22 protein-coding genes and 1 tRNA gene are annotated in these 19,632 nt (G+C 63.6%); 15 read left to right on the top strand and 8 right to left on the bottom strand.

What is annotated here, in order from left to right; all coding sequences use genetic code 11:
- The first annotated feature begins 16 nt into the window (after positions 1–16).
- From pal to RKE50_RS14455, 6 genes are all read left to right on the top strand, one after another.
- Complete coding sequence (pal, locus tag RKE50_RS14480) at positions 17–556, top strand: peptidoglycan-associated lipoprotein Pal (RefSeq protein ID WP_350037481.1); 540 nt, start codon at positions 17–19, stop codon at positions 554–556.
- A gap of 16 nt (positions 557–572) precedes the next feature.
- Positions 573–1,418, top strand: a complete 846-nt coding sequence (ybgF, locus tag RKE50_RS14475) for a tol-pal system protein YbgF (RefSeq protein ID WP_350037479.1) — start codon at positions 573–575, stop codon at positions 1,416–1,418.
- A gap of 11 nt (positions 1,419–1,429) precedes the next feature.
- Entirely contained in the window at positions 1,430–2,098 is a 669-nt protein-coding gene (gene queE / locus RKE50_RS14470; protein ID WP_350037477.1) for a 7-carboxy-7-deazaguanine synthase QueE, read from the top strand.
- A gap of 5 nt (positions 2,099–2,103) precedes the next feature.
- Positions 2,104–2,781: a 7-cyano-7-deazaguanine synthase QueC gene (queC, locus tag RKE50_RS14465; protein WP_350037475.1), complete on the top strand. Its 678-nt coding sequence runs from the start codon at positions 2,104–2,106 to the stop codon at positions 2,779–2,781.
- A 97-nt stretch (positions 2,782–2,878) separates the two neighbouring features.
- Positions 2,879–2,954, top strand: a tRNA-Lys gene (locus RKE50_RS14460).
- A 499-nt stretch (positions 2,955–3,453) separates the two neighbouring features.
- Positions 3,454–5,334 (top strand): 3'-5' exonuclease, encoded by a 1,881-nt coding sequence (locus tag RKE50_RS14455; protein ID WP_350037473.1) that lies wholly within the window; start codon positions 3,454–3,456, stop codon positions 5,332–5,334.
- Positions 5,335–5,432: 98 nt separating this feature from the next.
- Here RKE50_RS14455 and RKE50_RS14450 read toward each other — a convergent pair whose 3' ends face one another.
- The 3 genes from RKE50_RS14450 to RKE50_RS14440 form a co-directional block, all read right to left on the bottom strand.
- Positions 5,433–6,416 (bottom strand): calcium/sodium antiporter, encoded by a 984-nt coding sequence (locus RKE50_RS14450; protein ID WP_350037471.1) that lies wholly within the window; start codon positions 6,414–6,416, stop codon positions 5,433–5,435.
- A 93-nt stretch (positions 6,417–6,509) separates the two neighbouring features.
- A complete protein-coding gene (locus RKE50_RS14445) occupies positions 6,510–7,436 on the bottom strand; it encodes a CorA family divalent cation transporter (protein WP_350037469.1) in 927 nt (308 codons plus the stop codon).
- A gap of 672 nt (positions 7,437–8,108) precedes the next feature.
- Complete coding sequence (locus RKE50_RS14440) at positions 8,109–8,978, bottom strand: LysR family transcriptional regulator (protein ID WP_350037467.1); 870 nt, start codon at positions 8,976–8,978, stop codon at positions 8,109–8,111.
- 155 nt (positions 8,979–9,133) lie between these two features.
- On the opposite strand from RKE50_RS14440, the gene RKE50_RS14435 reads away from it, so the two are divergent.
- Positions 9,134–9,889: an SDR family oxidoreductase gene (locus RKE50_RS14435; RefSeq protein ID WP_350037465.1), complete on the top strand. Its 756-nt coding sequence runs from the start codon at positions 9,134–9,136 to the stop codon at positions 9,887–9,889.
- A gap of 182 nt (positions 9,890–10,071) precedes the next feature.
- Here RKE50_RS14435 and RKE50_RS14430 read toward each other — a convergent pair whose 3' ends face one another.
- Complete coding sequence (locus RKE50_RS14430) at positions 10,072–10,398, bottom strand: DUF4156 domain-containing protein (RefSeq protein ID WP_350037463.1); 327 nt, start codon at positions 10,396–10,398, stop codon at positions 10,072–10,074.
- 135 nt (positions 10,399–10,533) lie between these two features.
- Here RKE50_RS14430 and RKE50_RS14425 point away from each other — a divergent pair, with 135 nt between their 5' ends.
- The 4 genes from RKE50_RS14425 to RKE50_RS14410 all read left to right on the top strand — a co-directional run bounded on the left by RKE50_RS14425 (position 10,534) and on the right by RKE50_RS14410 (position 13,795).
- The gene (locus RKE50_RS14425) at positions 10,534–11,046 is read left to right on the top strand and encodes a L,D-transpeptidase scaffold domain-containing protein (RefSeq protein WP_350037461.1); all 513 of its coding nucleotides are present in this window, start codon (positions 10,534–10,536) and stop codon (positions 11,044–11,046) included.
- 33 nt (positions 11,047–11,079) lie between these two features.
- Positions 11,080–11,574 carry a peptidoglycan-binding domain-containing protein gene (locus tag RKE50_RS14420; RefSeq protein ID WP_350037884.1) on the top strand — a complete coding sequence of 165 codons (495 nt, stop codon included), beginning with the start codon at positions 11,080–11,082 and terminating at the stop codon, positions 11,572–11,574.
- Positions 11,571–12,539, top strand: a complete 969-nt coding sequence (locus RKE50_RS14415) for a D-Ala-D-Ala carboxypeptidase family metallohydrolase (RefSeq protein WP_350037460.1) — start codon at positions 11,571–11,573, stop codon at positions 12,537–12,539. Before RKE50_RS14420 ends, RKE50_RS14415 begins: the two co-directional genes overlap by 4 nt.
- Before the next feature lie 137 nt (positions 12,540–12,676).
- On the top strand, positions 12,677–13,795 hold the full coding sequence (locus tag RKE50_RS14410) for a histone deacetylase family protein (RefSeq protein ID WP_350037458.1): 1,119 nt from the start codon (positions 12,677–12,679) through the stop codon (positions 13,793–13,795).
- 248 nt (positions 13,796–14,043) lie between these two features.
- Here the strand turns inward: RKE50_RS14410 and RKE50_RS14405 are convergent, their stop codons facing one another.
- Positions 14,044–14,880: a cupin domain-containing protein gene (locus RKE50_RS14405; protein WP_350037456.1), complete on the bottom strand. Its 837-nt coding sequence runs from the start codon at positions 14,878–14,880 to the stop codon at positions 14,044–14,046.
- A gap of 199 nt (positions 14,881–15,079) precedes the next feature.
- On the opposite strand from RKE50_RS14405, the gene RKE50_RS14400 reads away from it, so the two are divergent.
- The gene (locus RKE50_RS14400) at positions 15,080–15,628 is read left to right on the top strand and encodes a hypothetical protein (protein ID WP_350037454.1); all 549 of its coding nucleotides are present in this window, start codon (positions 15,080–15,082) and stop codon (positions 15,626–15,628) included.
- Positions 15,625–16,215, top strand: a complete 591-nt coding sequence (locus RKE50_RS14395) for a hypothetical protein (RefSeq protein ID WP_350037452.1) — start codon at positions 15,625–15,627, stop codon at positions 16,213–16,215. The genes RKE50_RS14400 and RKE50_RS14395 overlap by 4 nt, the downstream gene beginning before the upstream one ends.
- Before the next feature lie 89 nt (positions 16,216–16,304).
- On the opposite strand, the gene RKE50_RS14390 is transcribed toward RKE50_RS14395, so the two are convergent.
- The gene (locus RKE50_RS14390) at positions 16,305–16,757 is read right to left on the bottom strand and encodes a nuclear transport factor 2 family protein (protein ID WP_350037450.1); all 453 of its coding nucleotides are present in this window, start codon (positions 16,755–16,757) and stop codon (positions 16,305–16,307) included.
- Positions 16,758–16,928: 171 nt separating this feature from the next.
- On the opposite strand from RKE50_RS14390, the gene RKE50_RS14385 reads away from it, so the two are divergent.
- Positions 16,929–17,849 (top strand): alpha/beta fold hydrolase, encoded by a 921-nt coding sequence (locus RKE50_RS14385; protein WP_350037448.1) that lies wholly within the window; start codon positions 16,929–16,931, stop codon positions 17,847–17,849.
- Positions 17,850–17,858: 9 nt separating this feature from the next.
- Here RKE50_RS14385 and RKE50_RS14380 read toward each other — a convergent pair whose 3' ends face one another.
- Together RKE50_RS14380 and RKE50_RS14375 are read right to left on the bottom strand one after the other, a co-directional pair.
- Complete coding sequence (locus RKE50_RS14380) at positions 17,859–18,248, bottom strand: PGPGW domain-containing protein (protein ID WP_350037446.1); 390 nt, start codon at positions 18,246–18,248, stop codon at positions 17,859–17,861.
- A gap of 35 nt (positions 18,249–18,283) precedes the next feature.
- A complete protein-coding gene (locus tag RKE50_RS14375; RefSeq protein WP_350037444.1) occupies positions 18,284–19,006 on the bottom strand; it encodes a transporter in 723 nt (240 codons plus the stop codon).
- A 285-nt stretch (positions 19,007–19,291) separates the two neighbouring features.
- On the opposite strand from RKE50_RS14375, the gene RKE50_RS14370 reads away from it, so the two are divergent.
- Positions 19,292–19,489, top strand: a complete 198-nt coding sequence (locus RKE50_RS14370; RefSeq protein ID WP_350037442.1) for a hypothetical protein — start codon at positions 19,292–19,294, stop codon at positions 19,487–19,489.
- The last annotated feature ends 143 nt before the right edge of the window (positions 19,490–19,632 follow it).

Below are 19,632 nucleotides of genomic sequence, written 5' to 3'. Positions count from 1 at the left end.
GGGAAGGAAAACCGCTATGAACCATCTGCCAGTCGCCGGCAAGGCACTGACCCTGCTGTTCACCGCCGCGTTCCTCGTTGCCTGCTCCGGCTCCGGCAGCAAGGAAGACGAAGCCGCCGCCGAGGCTGCACGCCAGGCCGAGGTCGCCGCCGCGGAAGCCGCCCGGGAAGCGGAGCGCCAGGCTGCCGAGGCCGCTGCCGCCGAGCAGCGCCAGCTTGAGCAGGCTGCCATGGCCGCCGGCAACGTCTTTTACTTCGACTTCGACAGCTCCGTGCTCAAGCCGGAAGCGCAGGACGCGCTGGACGCCCACATCGCGCTGCTGAAGACCAATGACGCGAGTGTCCGGCTCGAGGGCCACACCGACGAGCGCGGCACCCGCGACTACAACATGGCGCTTGGCGAACGCCGTGCCAATGCCGTGCGCGACTACATGGTCGTCAACGGCATCGCCAGCTACCGCATCGAAACCATCAGCTACGGCGAAGAAAAGCCGGTCGCCTACGGCTCCGGCGAGGCGAACTGGTCGCAGAACCGCCGCGTGGAGCTGGTGAAGTAAGCGACAGCGGCACGCGATGCGGTATCGAGCACCCAAGGTACTCCTGACCGGGCTGGCCCTCATGGCCGGCCCGGTGTCCTTTGGGGCCCTGGGCCAGGACTACATCGACGTCGAGGCCGAGCGCGCCCGCGCCGGCAACAGCAGTGCGGCCCAGCCGACCCCGGCGCGCAGCTACGGGCTCGACAGTAGCGCCGCACCCGCCCCGGTCAGCCGCGCCCCGGCGCCTGCGGGCAACAGCGAGCAGACCATCGGCAATCTCTTCATCCAGCTGCAGCGTTTGCAGCAGGAAGTCATGCAGCTCAACGGCAAGGTCGAAGAACAGGCCTACGAGATCCGCCGGCTGAAGGAACAGAGCCTCGAGCGCTACCTCGACCTGGACCGGCGCCTCGCCGGCGGGGCCGCTCCGACCGACAGCAGCAGCGGTGAGAGCCCGGTCATGAGCACCCCGGCCGCCAGCGGAGGCAGCGAGGCGGCCGAACTGCCCGGCGAGGGCGACGCCTACCGCGCGGCCTACGCGCTGGTGCGCAACCAGGAGTTCGGCGACGCCGTCACGGCCTTCAAGCAGTTCCTCGAGCGTTTCCCGGACGGGCGCTACGCGGCGAACGCGCACTACTGGCTCGGCGAACTCTACCTCGTGCTGCAGCCGCCGGACCCGGAGGCGGCGCGGCAGTCCTTCATGCTTCTCCTCGACCAGTACCCGGGTAACGCCAAGGAACCCGACGCCCTCTACAAGCTGGGGCGGGTGCACTACATCAAGGGCAACCGGGACCGCTCGAGGGAATTCCTGGACCGGGTGATCCGCCAGTACCCGGAGAGCTCCGCCGCGGGGCTGGCCAAGGAATTCATCCAGCAGAATCTCTGAGCGGGTCGACCATGACCGCCGCCGTAGACCCCAGCGCAACGACCCTGCGCATCACCGAGATCTTCCACTCGCTCCAGGGCGAGGCGAGGACCGTGGGCCTGCCCACCGTCTTCGTGCGCCTCACCGGCTGCCCGCTGCGCTGCGTCTACTGCGACACGGCCTATGCCTTCAGCGGCGGCGAGCTGTGGACGCAGGAGCGGGTCCTCGACGCCGTCGCCGGCTACGGCGCCCGCTACGTCACCGTGACCGGCGGTGAGCCGCTCGCACAGCCGGCCTGCCTGCCGCTGCTTGCGGTGCTCTGCGACGCCGGCTATGAGGTCTCCCTGGAGACCAGCGGCGCCATGCCCGTGGCGGAGGTGGACCCGCGGGTGGTGAAAGTGCTCGACCTGAAGACGCCGGCCTCCGGGGAAATGGCGCGCAATGACTACGGCAACATCGAGCACCTGACCGGGCAGGACCAGGTCAAGTTCGTGATCTGCGACCGCGCGGACTATGACTGGGCGCGCTTCAAGCTCGACGAGTACCGCCTGGCGGAGCGCGCCGGCGATGTGCTCTTCTCCCCCAGCCACGGTGAGCAGGATCCCCGGGAGCTCGCCGAGTGGATCCTGGCGGACCGGCTGCCGGTGCGCCTGCAGCTGCAGCTGCACAAGCTCCTCTGGAACGACGAGCCGGGACACTGACAGCCGTGGAAAAGCGTGCCGTCATCCTGACTTCGGGAGGCCTGGACTCCAGCACCGTGCTCGCCATGGCCCGGGCCGAGGGTTATGCCTGCTATACGCTGAGCTTCGACTACGGACAGCGACACCGGGCGGAACTCAATGCGGCGGCGCGGGTGTCCGCGGCGCTCGGCGACGTTGAGCACAAGGTCGTCTCGCTGAACCTCGACAGTATCGGCGGATCGGCGCTCACGGATGCCGCCATCGCCGTGCCCGAGGAGGCTACCGAGGGCATCCCGGTCACCTACGTGCCGGCGCGCAATACCGTGTTCCTCGCCATCGCCCTCGGCTGGGCCGAGGTGCTCGACGCCCGCGACATCTTCATCGGCGTCAACGCCGTGGACTACTCCGGCTACCCGGACTGCCGGCCGGCCTTCATTGAAGCCTTTGAGCGTGTCGCCAACCTGGCCACCCGCGTGGGCGTGGAAGAGGGTGGTATCCGCGTGCGCGCGCCGCTCATGGACCTGGGCAAGGCGGCGATCGTCCGCCGCGGCATCGAGCTCGGAGTCGACTACGCGCTCACGGTGTCCTGCTACCAGGCCACGGACGACGGCCTGGCCTGCGGCCGCTGCGACGCCTGCCGGCTGCGCCGGGAGGGCTTCGAAGCCGCCGGCGTACCGGACCCCACGCACTACGCCGGGAGCTGAGGCCGAACCCGGAAATCGCCCTTGTGTTTTGCCGGCAAATCCGTAAGATACGCGCCTCACTCGGTGCTCGGGCAACGCCCCGCCGGGGCCCTCCTCAGGGCCGTTAGCTCAGTTGGTAGAGCAGTTGGCTTTTAACCAATTGGTCGCTGGTTCGAGCCCAGCACGGCCCACCATTTTTTTCCAGCTGATAACCACACTGCCGTCGATAATGATTGGTCGCTGGGCTGCGCGCCCCGGTTGAGCCCAGCACGGCCCACCACTTTTTCAGTCCAAGTGCCTCACTGCCGTCGATAATGAGTGGCCTTCGAGTTGGCGCAATGCGCCGGTCGGTCAATCATTGTCGCTGCAGCTAGCCGTTCTCCCCGTTCTGCCGCCGAAGAGTGGGTGACGATACCGCTGTTCGCGTGATCCATGCTCAGCCTGCGCACCCCGGTCTTTGGATGGTTGCCACTGAAGTAGATGGCTCAAGCTACTTTTTGCGCGTCATGAATTCAGTGAACAGTTAACCAGTACGTGAGGTGCTCTGGCATTCGATAAAGTGGCGACTGGTTATCATTTCCGGGCTTGTGATTTTCTCGGTTATTTATAGGCTCTAGGTTAGAGGTTTAATAGTTCATGTATGGGTTTCGTAGCTTACCAAGGTTGAGCTGACCGAACGCATGGTTCCTGCCGATGGCAACGTTGATTCCCTCACTCAATTCCTGTCTGCCGAAAATGACGTCCGGAGAGAAACGTCTGGCGAGGCGGCTGGAAAGTCATCTGGAGGACGATTATTCCTGCTGGTTCGACATTCCGCTCGGCGGCCGGCAGAAGTATTCAGATTTCATCGTCTTGCACCCCGCTCGCGGGCTTCTTCTCCTCGAGGTCAAAGATTGGAAGCTCGACACGATTCGTTCAGTCGATCGCGCCTCTGTCGAACTGCTCACAAGCAGTGGCATAAAGCGTGTCGGAAATCCAATCGAGCAGGTGAGGCAGTGTGCCTATCAGTTAGTTAACAGGCTCCAGGCCGACCATCAACTCGTCCATCCGGGTGGGCGCTACAAGGGTAATTTGATCTTCCCTTACGGCTTCGGGGTCGTACTCTCCAATATTACGCGCAAGCAATTCGAGAGAGCTCAACTTGGAGAGGTGCTCCCGACCAACCAGACACTCTGCAGCGATGAAATGACTGAATCTACTGATTTGGAGGTGTTTCAGTCGAAGCTCTGGGGCATGTTCAACGTAGTGTTCCAGCGAAAATTGTCATTGCCCCAGCTCGATCGAATTCGCTGGCATATCTTTCCAGAAGTCCGCATAGGGACTGAGGAGTTTGTGTTCGAATCACCTCCGCAAGGGGAAACAGACAAGAGTGTGGCCGAGCTGCTACCGGACGTCGTGAAAGTCATGGACATGCAGCAAGAAAAACTGGCCCGGAGTCTAGGTTCTGGTCATCGAGTCATCCATGGAGTGGCGGGTTCGGGCAAAACGATGATCCTTGGCTATCGCAGCCTTTATTTAGCTGAGGTTTTAAGCAAGCCAATCTTGGTGGTCTGTTTCAACATCACGCTCGCTGCGCGACTACGCAGCATGCTGGCGAGTCGGGGAGTGGGCGACAAAGTACAGGTCTATCACTTTCATGACTGGTGCGCGTCACAAATGAGGGCGTATAACCTGCCGCGCCCGCAGCATGGCGACAGTTACGCTGCGGACCTCGTGAACAGCGTCATTCGGGCGGTGGACAGAGGGCAGATTCCGCGAGGACAGTATGGCGCTCTGTTGATTGACGAGGGGCACGATTTTGAAGCTGATTGGCTAAGGATGGTAGTGCAGATGGTCGATCCGAAGGAAGGGTCGCTACTGTTGCTGTACGACGATGCGCAGTCAATCTATCGGTCCAAGAAACCTCTCGACTTCAGCCTATCCAGCGTTGGGATTCAAGCTCGTGGGCGAACCACTGTGCTCCGAATCAACTACCGGAACACCGACGAGATTCTTGCTTTTGCCTATCGCTTCGCGAGCAACTACCTCTCTCCGTCAGCGAGTGATGAAGACCACGTGCCGCTTGTGGAGCCGGAGGCGGCCGGGCGATCTGGCCCTCAGCCTTACTTCAGACTGCTGCAGGCAGAGTCCGATGAGCATCGTTACGTTTCAAGATTTCTGCGCGCAATGAATGAAAAGCGCTGCCAGCCCTGGAGCGATATGCTGGTCACGTGCGTAACGAAGCGGCTTGCAGATCGGATCTGCGCAGCCCTTTCAGCAGAGGGGGTCCCGCACAGCAGAGTTATCGACCAGCAGGAAAAGAAGTCTCTCGATATGAGTGCAGATACGGTCAAGGTGATGACAATGCACAGTAGTAAGGGGCTGGAGTTTCCGTTAGTTGTGATCCCGGGCGTGGGCTATCTGCCGAGAGATAATATTGAACAGGAGGCGGAAGCCCGCTTGCTCTACGTCGCGATGACACGAGCGACTGAAAAGCTTCTGCTGACGGCCAGTCGTCGTTCTGAGTTTGTGAAATTGCTCGAGGCGCCTGTCCTTACCGGGCACATAGGTGACACTTTAGTTCCGAGCACATAGGTGACACTTCCGGAGCAAAGGGGTTTATCCTCACCGGCTCCACCCGGTTCAGGGCTCGGTCAAATAACCCTAGATCGTAATCCATCCGGCGGGCCGTATTAAGGCCAGATCGCATACACATAGATAGCGTAGCCGGCGAGTAGTAGCGCACCTTCCCGGCGTGAGATTCGAAGTCCTGTCCACGCGAACAGCAGCAGCGCGGCGGATACGCCAACCATAGCGAGGTTGTCGAAGCGGATGATCGCTGCTGGGACAGGGCCCGGGGCGATCAGCGCGGTGAAGCCGCCGATTCCGAGAAGATTGTAGATATTCGACCCGATGATGTTGCCGAACGCCACGTCTCCCTGCTTGCGAATGCTGGCAACCACCGATGTGACGAACTCAGGCATCGAGGTTCCGACCGCGACGATGGTCAGCCCGATGACGGTTTCTGAAATGCCGAAGCCCCTCGCGAGGGCGACGGCAGCGTCCACCAGGAACCGACCTCCAACCACCACGAGTAACAGGCCTGTAAGCGCGATCAGGGTGGAGACAGCCAGCGATCCCCGCGGACGGCTCGATGGTGCGAGCGCTGAGTCGGCTTCCTGCAACGCGACGCTTTTTTCGTAGACGGCAACATGTTCCGAAGTGGCCGCGGATGTCTCCTGGCGAAAGGCCAGATAGACATAGGCGAGCAGCAGGGCAATGAAGACCACACCAGCGGCTCTTCCCAGTGGCGCTAGCGCGGCGACCGCGGCGAAGGCGAGGGCCACGACCAGCATCACAACTCCGTCGCGCTTCAGCGCCACCGAGGTGATCGCCATCGGGCTGAGGAGTGCGGCGGCTCCGACAATGAGCAGGATATTGGAGATATTCGAGCCCACGATATTGCCGTAGGCGATGCCGGGCGATTTCATCAGTGCCGCCTGCACGGACGTCACAAGTTCCGGCGTCGATGTCCCGAACCCGACCAGGGTCAGTCCGATGACCAGGGGCGATACTCCCACGGCGGTGGCGACGCGCACCGCGCCTCGGACCAGTAGTTCGCCGCCCACGATCAACAGCACGAGGCCAGCGATCAGCAGCAAAGAGGTTTCAATCATTCCCAGTCTCATTGGTGTCGAACCGATTTCCCGACCCTGTCGAACCGACGCCTGCCGTCGGCGACCGTTGGTGCGGCGGGTTCATTAACAGCGTTACAGCCAACCGCGCCTTCGGCACCAGCGGTAAGGCAAGACCGCGGAAGCCAGCATAGCCAAGAGCGCGGCGGGATAGCCCCAGCGCCAAGTCAGCTCCGGCATTACCTGGAAATTCATGCCATATATCGCCGCAATCAGGGTCGGGGGCAGCAGTACCACGGCAACGATCGAAAAGAACTTCACGATGGCGTTCTGTTCTACGCTGATTAGCCCCAGCAGCGTATCGAGTACGAACTGGACGTTCTGAGCGACGAACGTCGCGTGATCCGTTACCGAGACGATGTCGCGGCTGGTGCTTTTCGCGCGAGTGCGAAATTCGTTGTCCTCGATGTCCGACTGCGCGAGCAGAAAGCCGGTCATGCGGCCGAGCGATACCAGGCTTTCCCGGACCTTTGCAACTCGCCGATGGAGCCTCTGGACCTCGCCGAGAACGGCCTCGAGCTCGGCTGTGCTGTGGCGCTTGCGGTGTTGTCCTTCGGCCGGAGGGCTCGGCACGCTCATTTCGTCGGCGGCATCAGCCGCGTCCTCGAGCAGTTCCGATGCTCGATCAACGAGCGCCTCGATGAGGCCGATCAGCACCACCGTGTTCGATTTCGCTGCGTCCGTGCGCTGCATTTCGTTAGCGACAAGATCAAAGGTCCGGCTCGGCTCGTAGCGTACGGTCACCAGTGCCTGGTCCTGGAGAATGAATGCGACGTTCGTCGTCTGAGGTAACGGCGTATCGCCCCGGATCACGACTTTCGCCGCCGTGAAAACGGCGCCGCTGTCGCGATAAAGTCTGCTAGAGAGCTCATGGCGCTGAATATCCTCTTGCGTCGGGACATCGATCCGGAGCAGTGTTTCGATCCGCTGTTCCTCTTCAGCCGTGGGTGAGACGAGATCAAACCATCGCGCACCGCCAACAAGATCAATCTGGATGATCAAGATCCCCTCCGGTCAGTCGATCAGCGCATTGGTCGGAACTGCTTGCGATCCCGGCAATCCATGCACGCGCCCTCCATCGGCAAATGAAATGAATCATAGATTAAAGCTCATTCCACCGACGCGTCGAGGCTTACCGTAATCGCGATAGTTCGACCGGCCTCCAGGATGTCAGATCGGAAGTGAGCGCGCAGACCGAATCGCCATGCCGAGCCGCCTCGGTCGAGCCGCCTCGGTCAGGCTGTGGACTGAATCGTCCATCCGTCCTCAAAGTCGAGAAGGCCGCGCTGCTCGACGTTCAACTGCCGCAGCCCGTGTTCCCCGGCTGCGTGCTTGTCCAGCGGGTAAGGTGCCGACGGGCGAGACACTCTTCCCGCTTGTGCACACCCTGCTTGCGAAGCGTGCCGGTCGCAGCTGGAGCAGCAGGGCCCGCGGCAGCGTGCCGAGACGCACGACCAGCTAAGGGGGGATGCCTTTGAGGCGGATGCACTGGCGCCGCTGCACGGTGCGGCGATAACGTTCCGCATCGCTCTCGGTCCGCAGCAGGTGCGCAAGGTCTTCACCTGGCAGCCCTTGCCGGCCTGCCAGAATGACAGGCAGAGGGCGGTGTCCAACGAATCCCATCCCTCGCACTGACGGTATCGGCCCTTAGCTTTGCATAAGCAAGCCGTTCCGCTACGCGGCCTGCGAATTCAGCTCGTCGGTTAACAGCCTGACGAATTCCTTCACTTTCACCGGCAGGTATGAGCGGGCCGGATACACCGCGTGTACCGGGAAGCTCCGCAATGCGTTGTCCGGCAGCAAGCGCACCAGCCGGCCGCGCTCGATATCTTCTGCAAACCCCCACAACGGGCCCAGGTGAATGCCCCTGGCCTGCAGCACTAACTGGCGTACCGCGGCGAAGCTGTTGACGGTCATATCGCTCTGGATCTTCAAGTGCGAGAAACGACTGCCATCAGCAAACTCAATGTCACTTTTCGCCTGGCCGAGGGAGTACAGAATAAAATTGTGCCGCTCCAGTTGATCCAGTGTTGTCGGTGTGCCGCGCTTTTCCAGGTATTCGGGGCTCGCGACCAGCACTCGCTCGTTGTGGCCCACAAGCTTACCGACCAGGCTCGAATCGGGCAGCTTGCCGATGCGAACGGCGACATCCAGATCGTGCTCCAGCAGATTCTCGAACGAGCTGCTCAGTAACAGTTCCACCGACAGTTCCGGTGCCAGCTCTTGCAGCTGGCACGCAACGGGAACCACGAACCTGGTGCCGAAATCCACCGGCGCAGTAACCCGCAATTTGCCGGTGAGTAGAGAGGTGCCGCTTCGAATCTCCTCTTCCAGCGCCAATTGATCGGCGAGGATCACGCGCAGGCGCTCGTAATATCGCTGCCCCAGCTCCGTGGGCGTGGTCCGTTGCGTTGACCGACGCAGCAACCGGACCTGGAGGCGCTCTTCCAGCGCGGCGATCTGCCGGCTCACGGAAGACGGTTCGAGTTTCAGCGACTCGGCCGCCTTCTTGAAGCTGCCTGACTCCACCACTCGAACAAACATGTGCTCGACAGTCCGCATAGTTATTGCAAATTATGCAACGAATGCTTGCAGAATAGCTGTCTTCCTGCGGGATATGCAATTGTTTAGCCTACGTCGAGCTTGATCGGTACGGCCCACCGTACCGAGCTCTCTTCACGAAACGCAGGTGAAAACTTATGGCAAAGATTGATCTGAACGGAAAAGTGGCTCTTGTTTCAGGCGGCGCAAAAAACCTCGGCGGGCTTATCAGCCGGGAATTCGCCGCAAGCGGGATGGACATCGTGGTGCACTACAACAGTACCGCCTCTGAGAAAGACGCCTTCGAAACGGTCGACGCCATCAAAAGCATGGGGCGCAACGCGCTTGCGATCCAGGGCGACCTGACCCAGGCCGACAATGTCGCGGCCCTCTTTCAGCAGGCCAAAGGCCACTTCGACGGCATCGATGTCGCGGTCAACACCGTTGGGAAGGTCCTGCGCAAGCCGATTACCGAAACCACGGAAGCCGAGTTCGACGAGATGATGGCCATCAATGCGAAATCCGCCTACTTCTTCATCAAGGAGGCGGGATTGCATCTGAACGACAACGGCAAACTCATCACGATTCTGACCGCTTTGCTGGCCGCGTTTACCGATGGCTATTCGACCTATGCCGGCGGCAAGGCCCCGGTGGAACATTTCACCCGGGCCGCGGCCAAAGAGTTTTCTGGGCGTGGCATTTCCGTCAACAACGTTGCACCCGGCCCGATGGACACGCCGTTCTTCTACGGCCAAGAAACCCCCCAGCGCGTGGAGTTCCACAAATCTCAGGGCATGGGCAATCAGCTCACCATGATCGAGGACATTGTTCCCATCGTGAAATTCCTGGCTTCCGAGGGTTGGTGGATCACCGGTCAGACCCTCTTTGCGAACGGTGGCTACACGACGCGATAAGACTTCCGGACTTTATCACCTCCGGCGGAGTTTGCCGGAGGCGGTATCCCCGCCCCAACCCTTCGATCGGCAAGGGTGACAGACCCGCATGAAAAGGATGGGTGGATCAGACTCTGTTCAAGCGCCGCTGCCTGCCGTTCCGCGACAACTGCTAGCCCAGCGATGGGCGCCGAAGCCTCGTTTCAGTCCCCACAGCGATAGACCACGAAACTCTGCTCGCCCTCTTCGGAGATGGCCGTTTCGGCCACGATCGTATCGCCGCCCATCTTGCCCGCTGCATTGCGAGCCAGGGTTTCCAGTTCGCCGACAACCTTCGCGTCGCGTCGGTCGATGGACGCGATGCTGGCCCTCGTCACCGAGGTGCTCGTTCCAAGGCGTTTACAGTTCGAGGGCGCCGTACTCACGACCGCTACGTCACGCCCGGCGTCGCTGAGCCTGACCCACGTACACGCAGAAAGCACTGCAACGAGCGGAACAACGATTGCAATCCTGCGCCTGAGCGTTCCCATACCAATACTCCACAGACTGATCACGAGGGCCCGGTAGCACGCGGGGGCCGGCATTGGCAAGAACCGTCGCCTCTTGCCTTCGCCTACCCTCCTTGCCTTACGCTATCGCAGTCCTATCCCCAGCGGAAGTCTCCCATGGCAAGCCGGCGGTCCCTGACGTTCATCAGCCTGCTGTTCCTGTTGGCGACCCCGGTGTTCCCTGGCCAGCAGGCGCTTTCGGCGACTACCCAGGATGAACTGCGTCGCTTCTTTGAAGGCATCGATGCGGGCGCGTCGCCACGCATCGCTGATCGACAGCTTATCGAGTTGGATGACCTTCGGCGCGTTTACCGATCCCGGAACCATCGCCCTCTCTGGTCGCCCGGTTCGCCGCTGGCCGGGGAGTCAGCGGGCCTTCTGCGCTCGCTCGAGGAGTCGGCCCGGCATGGTCTGGACCCGGACCGGTATCACCTGGCGACAATCCGCAGCTTGGTAGTTGACGCTGATCCCGCGGCTCTCACAGCACTCGAGCTCCTGCTGAGCGATGCTTTCCTGGCGCAGGCCCGGCATCGCTCAAGCGGTGCCGTCAAGCCGCCCACGCTCGATCCCGGTTGGCAGCTGGCCCCCGACGAGGCGGACCCTGCGGCGCTGCTACTGCTCGCTGCGTAGGGCGATCAGCCGGTCGACAAGCTCCTCGCGCGCCTGTGGCCGAGTGCCGTAGGTTACCGCCGGCTCCTTGAAAAACGGACTGAGCTGGTCGACGCCGGGGAGGTATCAACGGTCACGATTCCGCCCGGCGCTCTGCTCAGGCCGGGCGAGTCGAGCGAGCGGATCGCGCTTCTCAAGCAGCGCCTGCTTGGTCCCGGGGATTACGACCAGACCTATGACGAACGGCTGCGGGAGGCCGTTCTGGCTTACCAGAAGTCTGCCGGCCTGGAATCCGAAGGGGTGGTTGGGGCAAACACCCTTGAGCTGGCAGAATGGTTGCTCCGGCGGGATGGAAATCCGGCGGTCTCCGAGCTTCCGGCGCTGTTGTCGAATGGCGAGACCCAGACGATTTATTTGCGCAACCCGTTGTCAACGTACCTCGTCTATTTCACGGCGTTCGCATCGGCGGACGGGGCTGTCAGTTTCCGGCGGGACGTCTACCGGCGCGACAAGCCGATCGTCGCGGCCCTGAGAGGTGCCGAGGCATGAAAGCGCTGCTCTTCGGCCTGCTCTTGCTGCTGCCGGCAGCTACCTGGGCCTGGGATGATGGTCGTCTCTCGATGCCCTTGCGGGTCAACGGTCTGACCATTCCCTACCCGGTATTCTCAATTTTTATCATGCCAGGCAGCAACATCCTGGTGGAGTTCGACAACAGCGCGCAACGGCCGCTGCTTCGTCAGGATGGAGCGGCGCTTGAGCCCGGTGACGGGCCCCTGGTCGCGCCTGCCGTGCACGGACACAGCGTCCTCGAGGTGGAAAACCGGGAAACCGGTGAAATCGCGCGGCTTAAGGTATTTACGCTGCTGCCGGCAACCCGTGTCGATGCGTCAGGTATCCTGAATGGCTATCGAATCGGAGCCTATCCGGTCACGCCGCTGCGTGGAGAGGCGATCTACCTGCCACCAGAGGGGTTTGTCGAGTTGACGCAAGAGCTGGCCGAACTGCAGCTGTCACCTAACTTCAGGCTGGGACAGTTCGCCGCCAAGCAGGCTTCCGACTATCCGAAGTACCTTGTCTTGCGGGCATCGCTGCTGCTGAAGCTAGAGAACATCTTAAGGGCACTTAACGCCGCTGGCCACCGGACACCGCGCCTCGAGATCATGAGCGGCTACCGTACACCTTTCTACAACAAGGCAATCGGCAATGTTGCCTACAGCCGTCATCTCTGGGGCGGTGCGGCCGATCTCTATATTGACGTCGATCCCGAGGACGGGATCATGGACGATCTCAATGGCGACGGTGTCTTCGACCGCGCCGACGCGCAGTGGCTGGCGGAGTTCATCAACGGTATGTCGCAGCGCGGGGCGTTCGGCAGGCGCATCGGTGGGCTCGGTGTCTATGGAGGCAACAGCGCTCACGGCCCCTTCGTCCACGTTGACGTCCGCGGTACGCGGGCCCGATGGTGCCCCGGCGGCGTCAGTAGCGAGGCTGCGCTATCCTTCGCCGCGCTTTGAGGGCGCCAGTTCCGTCGTGAGGATCGGTCACGGGTGCGCGGCGAAGGTCCGCCCGAAGTTTGAGCTATGCTTGTACGAACTCATACAGCGGTACATCAATTCGCGAAAGTGACGAGCGCATTGCAGTGCAAGAATCCATGAGCTCTCGCCCACCCGTTACGCTCTTCTACGACGAGCGCGTGCAGGCGCACCGCCCGGACCCGAACGTGGAGTTTCTGCCCGGTCGCCTCGACCGTCGTGTGCGCAAGATCCTGCAGGGCGTGCAGGTCGGCTGGGATTTTCCGGAGCACGCGGGCCGCATTGAGGCCATCCGCGGGCTCCTCGCCCGGGAGCCGATCGACGGCCTCGCTTTCGCCCCCGGGCGCGCGGCGACGCGCGAGGAACTGGCGCGCGTGCACACGACCGCCTATCTCGACGACATCCTGGCCTTGCGCGAGGCCAGCGCCTGGCTGGACGTGGACACCACGGCCGTGGGACCCGGAAGTGTGGATGCGGCGGCCGTAGCCGCGGGGACGGCGATCGAGGCGGTGCGCGCGGTGGTTGCGGGGGAGACCGACAGCGCCTTCGCGCTGGTGCGCCCGCCCGGTCACCACGCCGAGCCGGTGCGGGCCCGCGGCTTTTGCTTGTTCAACAACGTCGCCATAGCCGCCGCACACGCGCAGGCGGCGCTCGGCTGCGAGCGTGTCCTGATCATCGACTGGGACGCCCACCACGGTAACGGCACACAGGAGATCTTTTACGCCGACAGCGATGTGCTGTACTTCGATATACACCGCGCCGCGCCCTTCTACCCGGGCAGCGGCGCGCTGGAGGAGGTCGGCGCCGGCCGCGCCGAGGGCACCACGGTGAACGTACCGGTGCCCGGCGGCAGCGGCGACGAGGCCTTTCTCCTCGCCCTCGACGAGATCCTGGCGCCGGCGGCGGACTGGTTCCAGCCGGACCTCGTGCTGGTATCGGCGGGCTTCGACGCGCACTGGCTGGACCTCGCGCTCAACGTTTCCTATGAGGGATTCGGTGCCATGGCGGACCGCGTGCGCCAGCTGGCGCGGAGGCACTGTGCCGGCCGTCTCGCGCTGGTACTCGAGGGAGGCTACAACCTGGAGTCGCTGTCCCGGGGCGTACACAGCGTTCTGCGCGTGCTCGCCGGCGGCGCTGTGCCGGTGCCGCGAGGCACCGGCGTCGACGCGGTGGCAGCGGCCGCCGCCTGGCATCGCAGTGCCTTCGTCGCCGACGACGAAGACTCAGGCCCTCGATAGACGCCACGGGCACTACGGCAAATCGCCGAGGCCATCGTCACCTGGTGAGAAGTTCGACCGGACCGGCTGTCGGGGCGGGTCCGGGCGCGCTGTGCGCCAGGAGATGCCCGCTCCCGGGGGGAGGCGCAAGCGGATGAAGGTGCTCCGGGAGGCGCCAATCAGACGCCTTGCTGCCGGTAACAGCCCGGACGGCCCCTGCGTCCACGTGGACGTCTGCGGTACGCGGGCCCGATGGTAATCCGGCGGCGTCAGTAGCGAGGCGGCGCGATCCAGGGTACGCGCGCAAAGGCCGCCAGCTCTTCGGGAAGGATCGGATCGTAGGGCGCGTCGAAGGTGAACGGTGCGTTCTCGGTGCTCCACTCGTTGACGTGCTGTCCGCCGACGAAGCGGATCAGGTTGACGCAGCCCCAGCGTGTCCCGAAGGGACCATGCGGTATGCCCGGAGGCCGCCAGAAGTAAGCGCCGGGCTCCATGGTGCCCTGGGGTCCGGTCAGTGAGCCAGAGATCAGGTAAGCCTCCTCCACGACCGGGTGGCTCTCCTGCGGGCCCTCGCGGCCCGGCGGTTCCGAGTGCGGCAAAACCATGGACAGGAACGTGCGTTCGCCGGTCGCCGGGTCCATGCGCAGGTCCTTGCGGGAGATACCCAGGTGAGCGAGCTTGGGATCGTTCAGGCTCATGTCCCAGGGCATGTCCAGCGCGTTGATGTGGATCGTCGCCCGGCCCGGGGCTTCACCCCCCCGGTAGGGTGATGGCTCCCGGTCGAAGAAGGTCAGGACGATGGCGCCACGGTCGGTGCGGATATCGTCGTAGGGGGTTCGTGCGGGCAGGTAACCGTAGTGGTCGTGCTGGTAGCAGACATCATCGATCCACAGGTCCCCGTCCAGTACATAGAACTCCTCGTCCGCGCTGATCCGGTTGTCGCCCTGTCGGCGCCAGCCCGGGGGATAGCGCAGGATCGTGCTGCAGGCCCCCGTTTCGCTGTCGCGGCTCAGGAACTTGTACTCTGCGCCGGGTCTGGCGACGTCGCCCTGGATGCGCTGCCAGGGAAGAAGCTGGGCCTGGATGAATTCGATGTGCGGTCGCATGACTTGCCTCCTGAGCTCGCGCCCAACTATACGCACAGGCGTCGACAGGGGAAATCCGATGCCGCGGCCGTGGGGCAGCGATCGTGCGGCGGGTGCGATCGATTGCCTCGCCAGGGCGGCCGGCGCTGTATCCGGGCGCCGGACTTGACGGGGAAGCCCATCGGGACAAGGATCGAAGCGGGTGCTCAGGGAAACGCTCATGAACAATGATTATTCGCGCGACGCGATGCTCGAATTTCTCCGCGAGGCGGTACACGCCGGACTGATCAATCCCGCGGTCGCACGCAGCCGGAGGAACGCCGCGCTGGAACTGTTCGCTCATCTCTCCGAGGGGGAGGCCGAAGATCTGCGCCGGATCGATGTCGATGAACTGGCCGCGCGCTGCCACAAGCTGCAGGGAGGCACGGTGCGCCCCGAGGTGCTGTCGCTCTACGCGGGCCGCCTGCGCGAGGCCCTGGACGACTACTTCCGCTATCGCGAAGCGCCCGACGGGTTTGTCGCCCGGCGCACCGAGAGGAAGGCACCGCGAAGGCGCGGGAGCGAACAGTTGCGAACAGCGGAAGAAGAGGCGCTGGAACAGCTGCGCCTGGACGAGACCCGCTACCGGCCCGACATCGTCCCGATCCCGCTGCGTCCCGGCACGGTGCTTTATCTCCATGGCGTCCCGGCGGACCTGAGCGCGGCAGAGGCACGCAAGGTCGCCAGGGTCGTGGAGGCGCTGGCCGACGAGCCCGCGGGCGAAGAATGAACCGATGGCTCCTGGCCCTGCCCCTGGCGGTCTTCGGGGTCGTTGGTATCGGGCTCTACGCGCTGTTCATGGCGCACGCCGACGAGGCATCCTTCCGTGACAACCTGCTCCCGGAGCTGATCGGTTTCTGTCTCGAGGGCTTCTTCCTGGTCGGCCTGTTTACCCTCGTGCAGCAGCTGCGTGAGAACCACCACCGGCGCGAGCTCAAGCTCAGCCTGCGCAGCGCCCTGCGCGATTTCCTCTCGCACCTCGACCTGGCGTTCCTGGAGCCAGACGCCGAGCCTGCGAATACCCATGACCTGGAGTCCGAGCCGCGCGTGGTGTTGCGGCTGCTGAAGCACATGGAGGAACTCGAACTCGACGCCAACAGCATGCTCGCCCTGAAACGGACGGCGATTTACACACTTCCCCTCGCCCACGACCTGATCAACATCGCGGCACAGCTCAGTGCCGGCCATATGCGCTGGTGGATCGATATCGTGGAATCGATCAAGCAGCTCGCCGAGGCCGAATCGCGCGAGGCCGTCGAGAGGCCGGTGTACTCGCTATTGGTGGGCCTTTCCGAGTTCGATGCATTGAAAGTCTGAGCGGCAGCCAGGCCGTACCGCCCGCTGGTTTTGGAATCCGCGCTCAGCTCTACCCGCTTCCCCGGCCGGGGCGTGCGCCCCTGCCTTTCCTACTGGAGGTCGCTCGCGGCGCTCTGTTCGTACAGGCGCCTCAGGTAGGTGATCGGCGCCAGCGGTGCCTCGACCCAGCCGCAGAGACGCCAGCCGTCCTGCGTTTTCACGAGCGTTGCGAGAACCCGATTAGTGCCACCCATGGCACGACTCGCCCCGGTCGTGAAGCGGATATCCCAGCGCATCTGGACGAGTACCTGGCACAAGCCCCCGGCAAGCTGCTGGACCTTCGGGTGAGTGAACTGCAGGCGGACGCTGTCGTGGAACTCGGCATTGGCAGCCCAGTAGTCATCCAGCTCCGCCCAGGTGGTGAACGGCTCATCCTTCTCCTCGGCCTGGTACAGCGGCGCCCGCTCGCGGTCCCAGTGCGCGCCGATAGCCTCGGGATCGCTGCTTGCCCATGCGGCTGCATAGGCGCCGAGGAAGGCATCCATGTCCGGGGTCTGTTGCATCGAGAATCCTCTTGCTGTGGTTTTTGCGGCCGCGTGGCACAGACGGACGAAGATACTCCACTTGAGAGCAACCTGTCACAGCATGCAGCGCGGCCGGGTGCCGCCCGGGCAGCAGTAATCCGACGATGACTGCGGCAGAATGAGGGGTAACGGGCTATCGGGAGAGGGCGCATGATGACCATGGATCGACGCAGCTTGTTGCAGCTATCGCTGGCGTCCACGCTGGAAATGACTGCATCGGCGTCCGCTGCCGTCGGGCAGCCCAGGGCGATGGAGGCAGCGGCATCGCCTCGCCAGCAACCCGACTTCCTGTTTGTCCCGGGCACCTGGCTCGGTGGCTGGACCTGGGGCAAGGTCCGCGACCGGCTGTGGGCGCAGGGTTACCGCGCTTTCACGCCGACCATGAGCGGCGTAGCAGAGCGCTCCGCCGTCGCCAATCCGGACATCGATCTATACACGCACATCCATGAGGTCGTCGACCTCATCGACTATGAGGACCTGCGGGACGTGGTGCTGGTCGGCCACTCCTTTGCCGGGCTCACCATCACCGGGGTGGCCGATCGCCGCCGCGGCCGCATTCGCCACCTGGTCTACTTCGACGCCCTGGTTCCGCGGCCCGGAACCATGAAGGCGTGGCCGGACCCGGGGCCTGACGGGCGTTACCCGGGGGCCTACCAGGATCGCTTCGAGGGCCTCGTCGAGGGCTACCAGCTCGACTTCTTCCGTGACTACTCGATGGACATGCTGGTTTCCGAGGACTATCCGGAGCTGCGCCGCCTGCTCCGGGAGCGCATCCGCTACCACCCCTGGAAGCAGTGGGCCACGGAACTGGTGCTCGATAACGGTGGCTACGATGGCCTGCCGAAAACCTACATCCGCTGTGCGGGGCAGCAGCACCGCCCGAGTTCCGACTGGATGCCGGGGCCGGCAAAGGACAACCCGGACTGGCACTGGCTGGACCTGCCGGTGAGTCGCATGGGCATGTGGACCCACGAGCGCCTGGTTACCCGGACGCTGCTCGACCTTGCTGGCGCGAGAGAAACCGGCGGCGCGCCCGGGCCGGATGCGCAGGCCGGCGTCTATACAGGGTAGAGGTAACTCTCAGGAGAGGCGGAAGGGTGCCTTGCCGCGGCGTGTCCTGAGCCAGTTGAGGCTCTTCAGGACGCCGGGGCGCTGCACGAGCCAGCGCTCGAGGCGGTACTTGCCCGGGAAGTTCATCAACAGCAGCCCGGCGAGGATGGTCAGTAGCCCCTGCCCGGGCGTGAACAGCATCACCACCCCGAGGGCCAGCAGCACGGCACCCACGACATTTTTAAGCAGCCCGAGAAGCAGGGCGACAATGGGCTGACTCTCCGACTGCCGCCAGCTCTCCCGTCCCCGGTGGTCGAAGTAGTCCTCGGGCAGGCGGGTGACTACCCAGGGCATCGCCAGCAGGGTGGCTATGGCGCTGAGCAGCGAGGCGCCGGTGATCCACCAGAGGTAGTGTTCCATGGCCCTGTGGCCGCTCCTCGCCCGGGGCGCCCGCGCTAGGGGCGGGGGAAGACCAGCACCAGGTTCATGCGCAGGCCCCAGCCATCCGGTCCGCCGCTCGGCGAATCGAGCCAGTAGCGCACGCCACCGCCGACCTGCACAAGCTGGTCGCCGAGCTTCAGCAGCTGGCTTACCGACAGGTTCACCGGCACGGACCACTGCTCCGTTTCCCAGTCGTAGGTCGACTCCGTATTGATCGCGAAGGTCGTCTGCGTCGGGGTGATGTAGGTCAGGAACGGTTGCAGGAATGTGGCGCTCACGTCGGCGCGATCGCCGTCGCCGGCGAAGGACTCGAGGTGGTTCGCCAGTGCACCGTAGGTCCACGAGCCGGATTGCCGCAGCGCCACCGCCGTGGGCCCGCCCGCCCACTGCTCCGCGCCGAGGACATCCTCCGTTGCCGTGGGCAGCAGCAGGGCAGGGCCGACGCCCCAGGTCCAGCCGCTTTCGGTCAGGGCTTTCGGCGAAAAGAAGAGACTCTGCAGCGTATCGCCGAGCCCTGTCTCGCTGTCAGCGGCACCCGGGAAACCGTCCTGGTCGATAACGGGCAGGATGGTGCGCGAAATGACGTTCCAGTCATCGCTGGCGGAGAACGGAATCACCGGCTGCACGTTCAGGCGCCAGAGTTCGCCATCGCCGCCCGTGCCGTAGCCGTCGTCGTAGTTCAGCTGCAGGGGGACACTCACCAGCGAGGCGATGGGGTTGGCAAGCTGCTTGGCCACATCATCGCTCGCTGCGCTTACTCCCACGAAACCTAGAGAGAAGCTGACAGCAATCGCCGCTACTCGCCTTTGTTGCCTGTTCTGCCTGTGCATAGCGCCCGCCCCGTGAGCATGGTAATCGGGAAGGCTACAGCGTAGCTGACTGACGCCGGACGCGACAGCGTTATCCCCGTGTGACGACTCCGGTTTCGGTACACCCGGGGTGGCACCGGTCGGCGACAGCAGCAATACTGGGCCAATAGCCCTTCGCCTCGGGCACCGCATCGCCAGCCGGGAGGACCTGCCATGCCGCACGCCAATTACCTGATCACGACCCTGCTGCTCGGTCTGCTGGCCGGCCTGGCGGGGTGTACAAAGGACGAGGACCCTGGAGGGGTGATTCCGGAGGGCTACAAGCAGTCCATGGAAAAAGCCGGGAATGTCGAGCAGCAGCTGCAGGATGCTGCGGACAAGCGCCTGGAAGCACTGGACAAGGGCGAGTAGGAATTGCCCCGGCAATCGGATTGCCCGGTTTCTCCGTAGTCACTCGCTATGCATATGCCACAGGCCAGGAACGCGCCCGGACCGTGGAGCGGGCGGCTTTGCGCCCTCGCAATGGGGCTGCTCCTTGCTGCCTGCGGGCAGCG

Source organism: Pseudohaliea sp. (genome assembly GCF_040217025.1).
Classification (GTDB): Bacteria; Pseudomonadota; Gammaproteobacteria; order Pseudomonadales; family Halieaceae; genus Pseudohaliea.
Note: the sequence above shows the minus strand (reverse complement) of the source record. Positions and strands in the feature narration are given on the sequence as shown.

Excerpts from the sequence above, each read along its gene's own strand:
- RKE50_RS14455 (WP_350037473.1), top strand. The coding sequence starts at position 3,454 with ATGGCAACGTTGATTCCCTCACTCAATTCCTGTCTGCCGAAAATGACG.
- RKE50_RS14395 (WP_350037452.1), top strand. The coding sequence starts at position 15,625 with ATGAACCGATGGCTCCTGGCCCTGCCCCTGGCGGTCTTCGGGGTCGTT.
- RKE50_RS14415 (WP_350037460.1), top strand. The coding sequence starts at position 11,571 with ATGAAAGCGCTGCTCTTCGGCCTGCTCTTGCTGCTGCCGGCAGCTACC.
- ybgF (WP_350037479.1), top strand. The coding sequence starts at position 573 with ATGCGGTATCGAGCACCCAAGGTACTCCTGACCGGGCTGGCCCTCATG.
- queE (WP_350037477.1), top strand. The coding sequence starts at position 1,430 with ATGACCGCCGCCGTAGACCCCAGCGCAACGACCCTGCGCATCACCGAG.
- RKE50_RS14380 (WP_350037446.1), bottom strand. The coding sequence starts at position 18,248 with ATGGAACACTACCTCTGGTGGATCACCGGCGCCTCGCTGCTCAGCGCC.
- RKE50_RS14410 (WP_350037458.1), top strand. The coding sequence starts at position 12,677 with ATGAGCTCTCGCCCACCCGTTACGCTCTTCTACGACGAGCGCGTGCAG.
- RKE50_RS14430 (WP_350037463.1), bottom strand. The coding sequence starts at position 10,398 with ATGGGAACGCTCAGGCGCAGGATTGCAATCGTTGTTCCGCTCGTTGCA.
- RKE50_RS14390 (WP_350037450.1), bottom strand. The coding sequence starts at position 16,757 with ATGCAACAGACCCCGGACATGGATGCCTTCCTCGGCGCCTATGCAGCC.
- RKE50_RS14440 (WP_350037467.1), bottom strand. The coding sequence starts at position 8,978 with ATGTTTGTTCGAGTGGTGGAGTCAGGCAGCTTCAAGAAGGCGGCCGAG.
- RKE50_RS14435 (WP_350037465.1), top strand. The coding sequence starts at position 9,134 with ATGGCAAAGATTGATCTGAACGGAAAAGTGGCTCTTGTTTCAGGCGGC.
- RKE50_RS14385 (WP_350037448.1), top strand. The coding sequence starts at position 16,929 with ATGATGACCATGGATCGACGCAGCTTGTTGCAGCTATCGCTGGCGTCC.
- RKE50_RS14425 (WP_350037461.1), top strand. The coding sequence starts at position 10,534 with ATGGCAAGCCGGCGGTCCCTGACGTTCATCAGCCTGCTGTTCCTGTTG.
- RKE50_RS14400 (WP_350037454.1), top strand. The coding sequence starts at position 15,080 with ATGAACAATGATTATTCGCGCGACGCGATGCTCGAATTTCTCCGCGAG.
- RKE50_RS14370 (WP_350037442.1), top strand. The coding sequence starts at position 19,292 with ATGCCGCACGCCAATTACCTGATCACGACCCTGCTGCTCGGTCTGCTG.
- RKE50_RS14405 (WP_350037456.1), bottom strand. The coding sequence starts at position 14,880 with ATGCGACCGCACATCGAATTCATCCAGGCCCAGCTTCTTCCCTGGCAG.
- pal (WP_350037481.1), top strand. The coding sequence starts at position 17 with ATGAACCATCTGCCAGTCGCCGGCAAGGCACTGACCCTGCTGTTCACC.
- RKE50_RS14450 (WP_350037471.1), bottom strand. The coding sequence starts at position 6,416 with ATGATTGAAACCTCTTTGCTGCTGATCGCTGGCCTCGTGCTGTTGATC.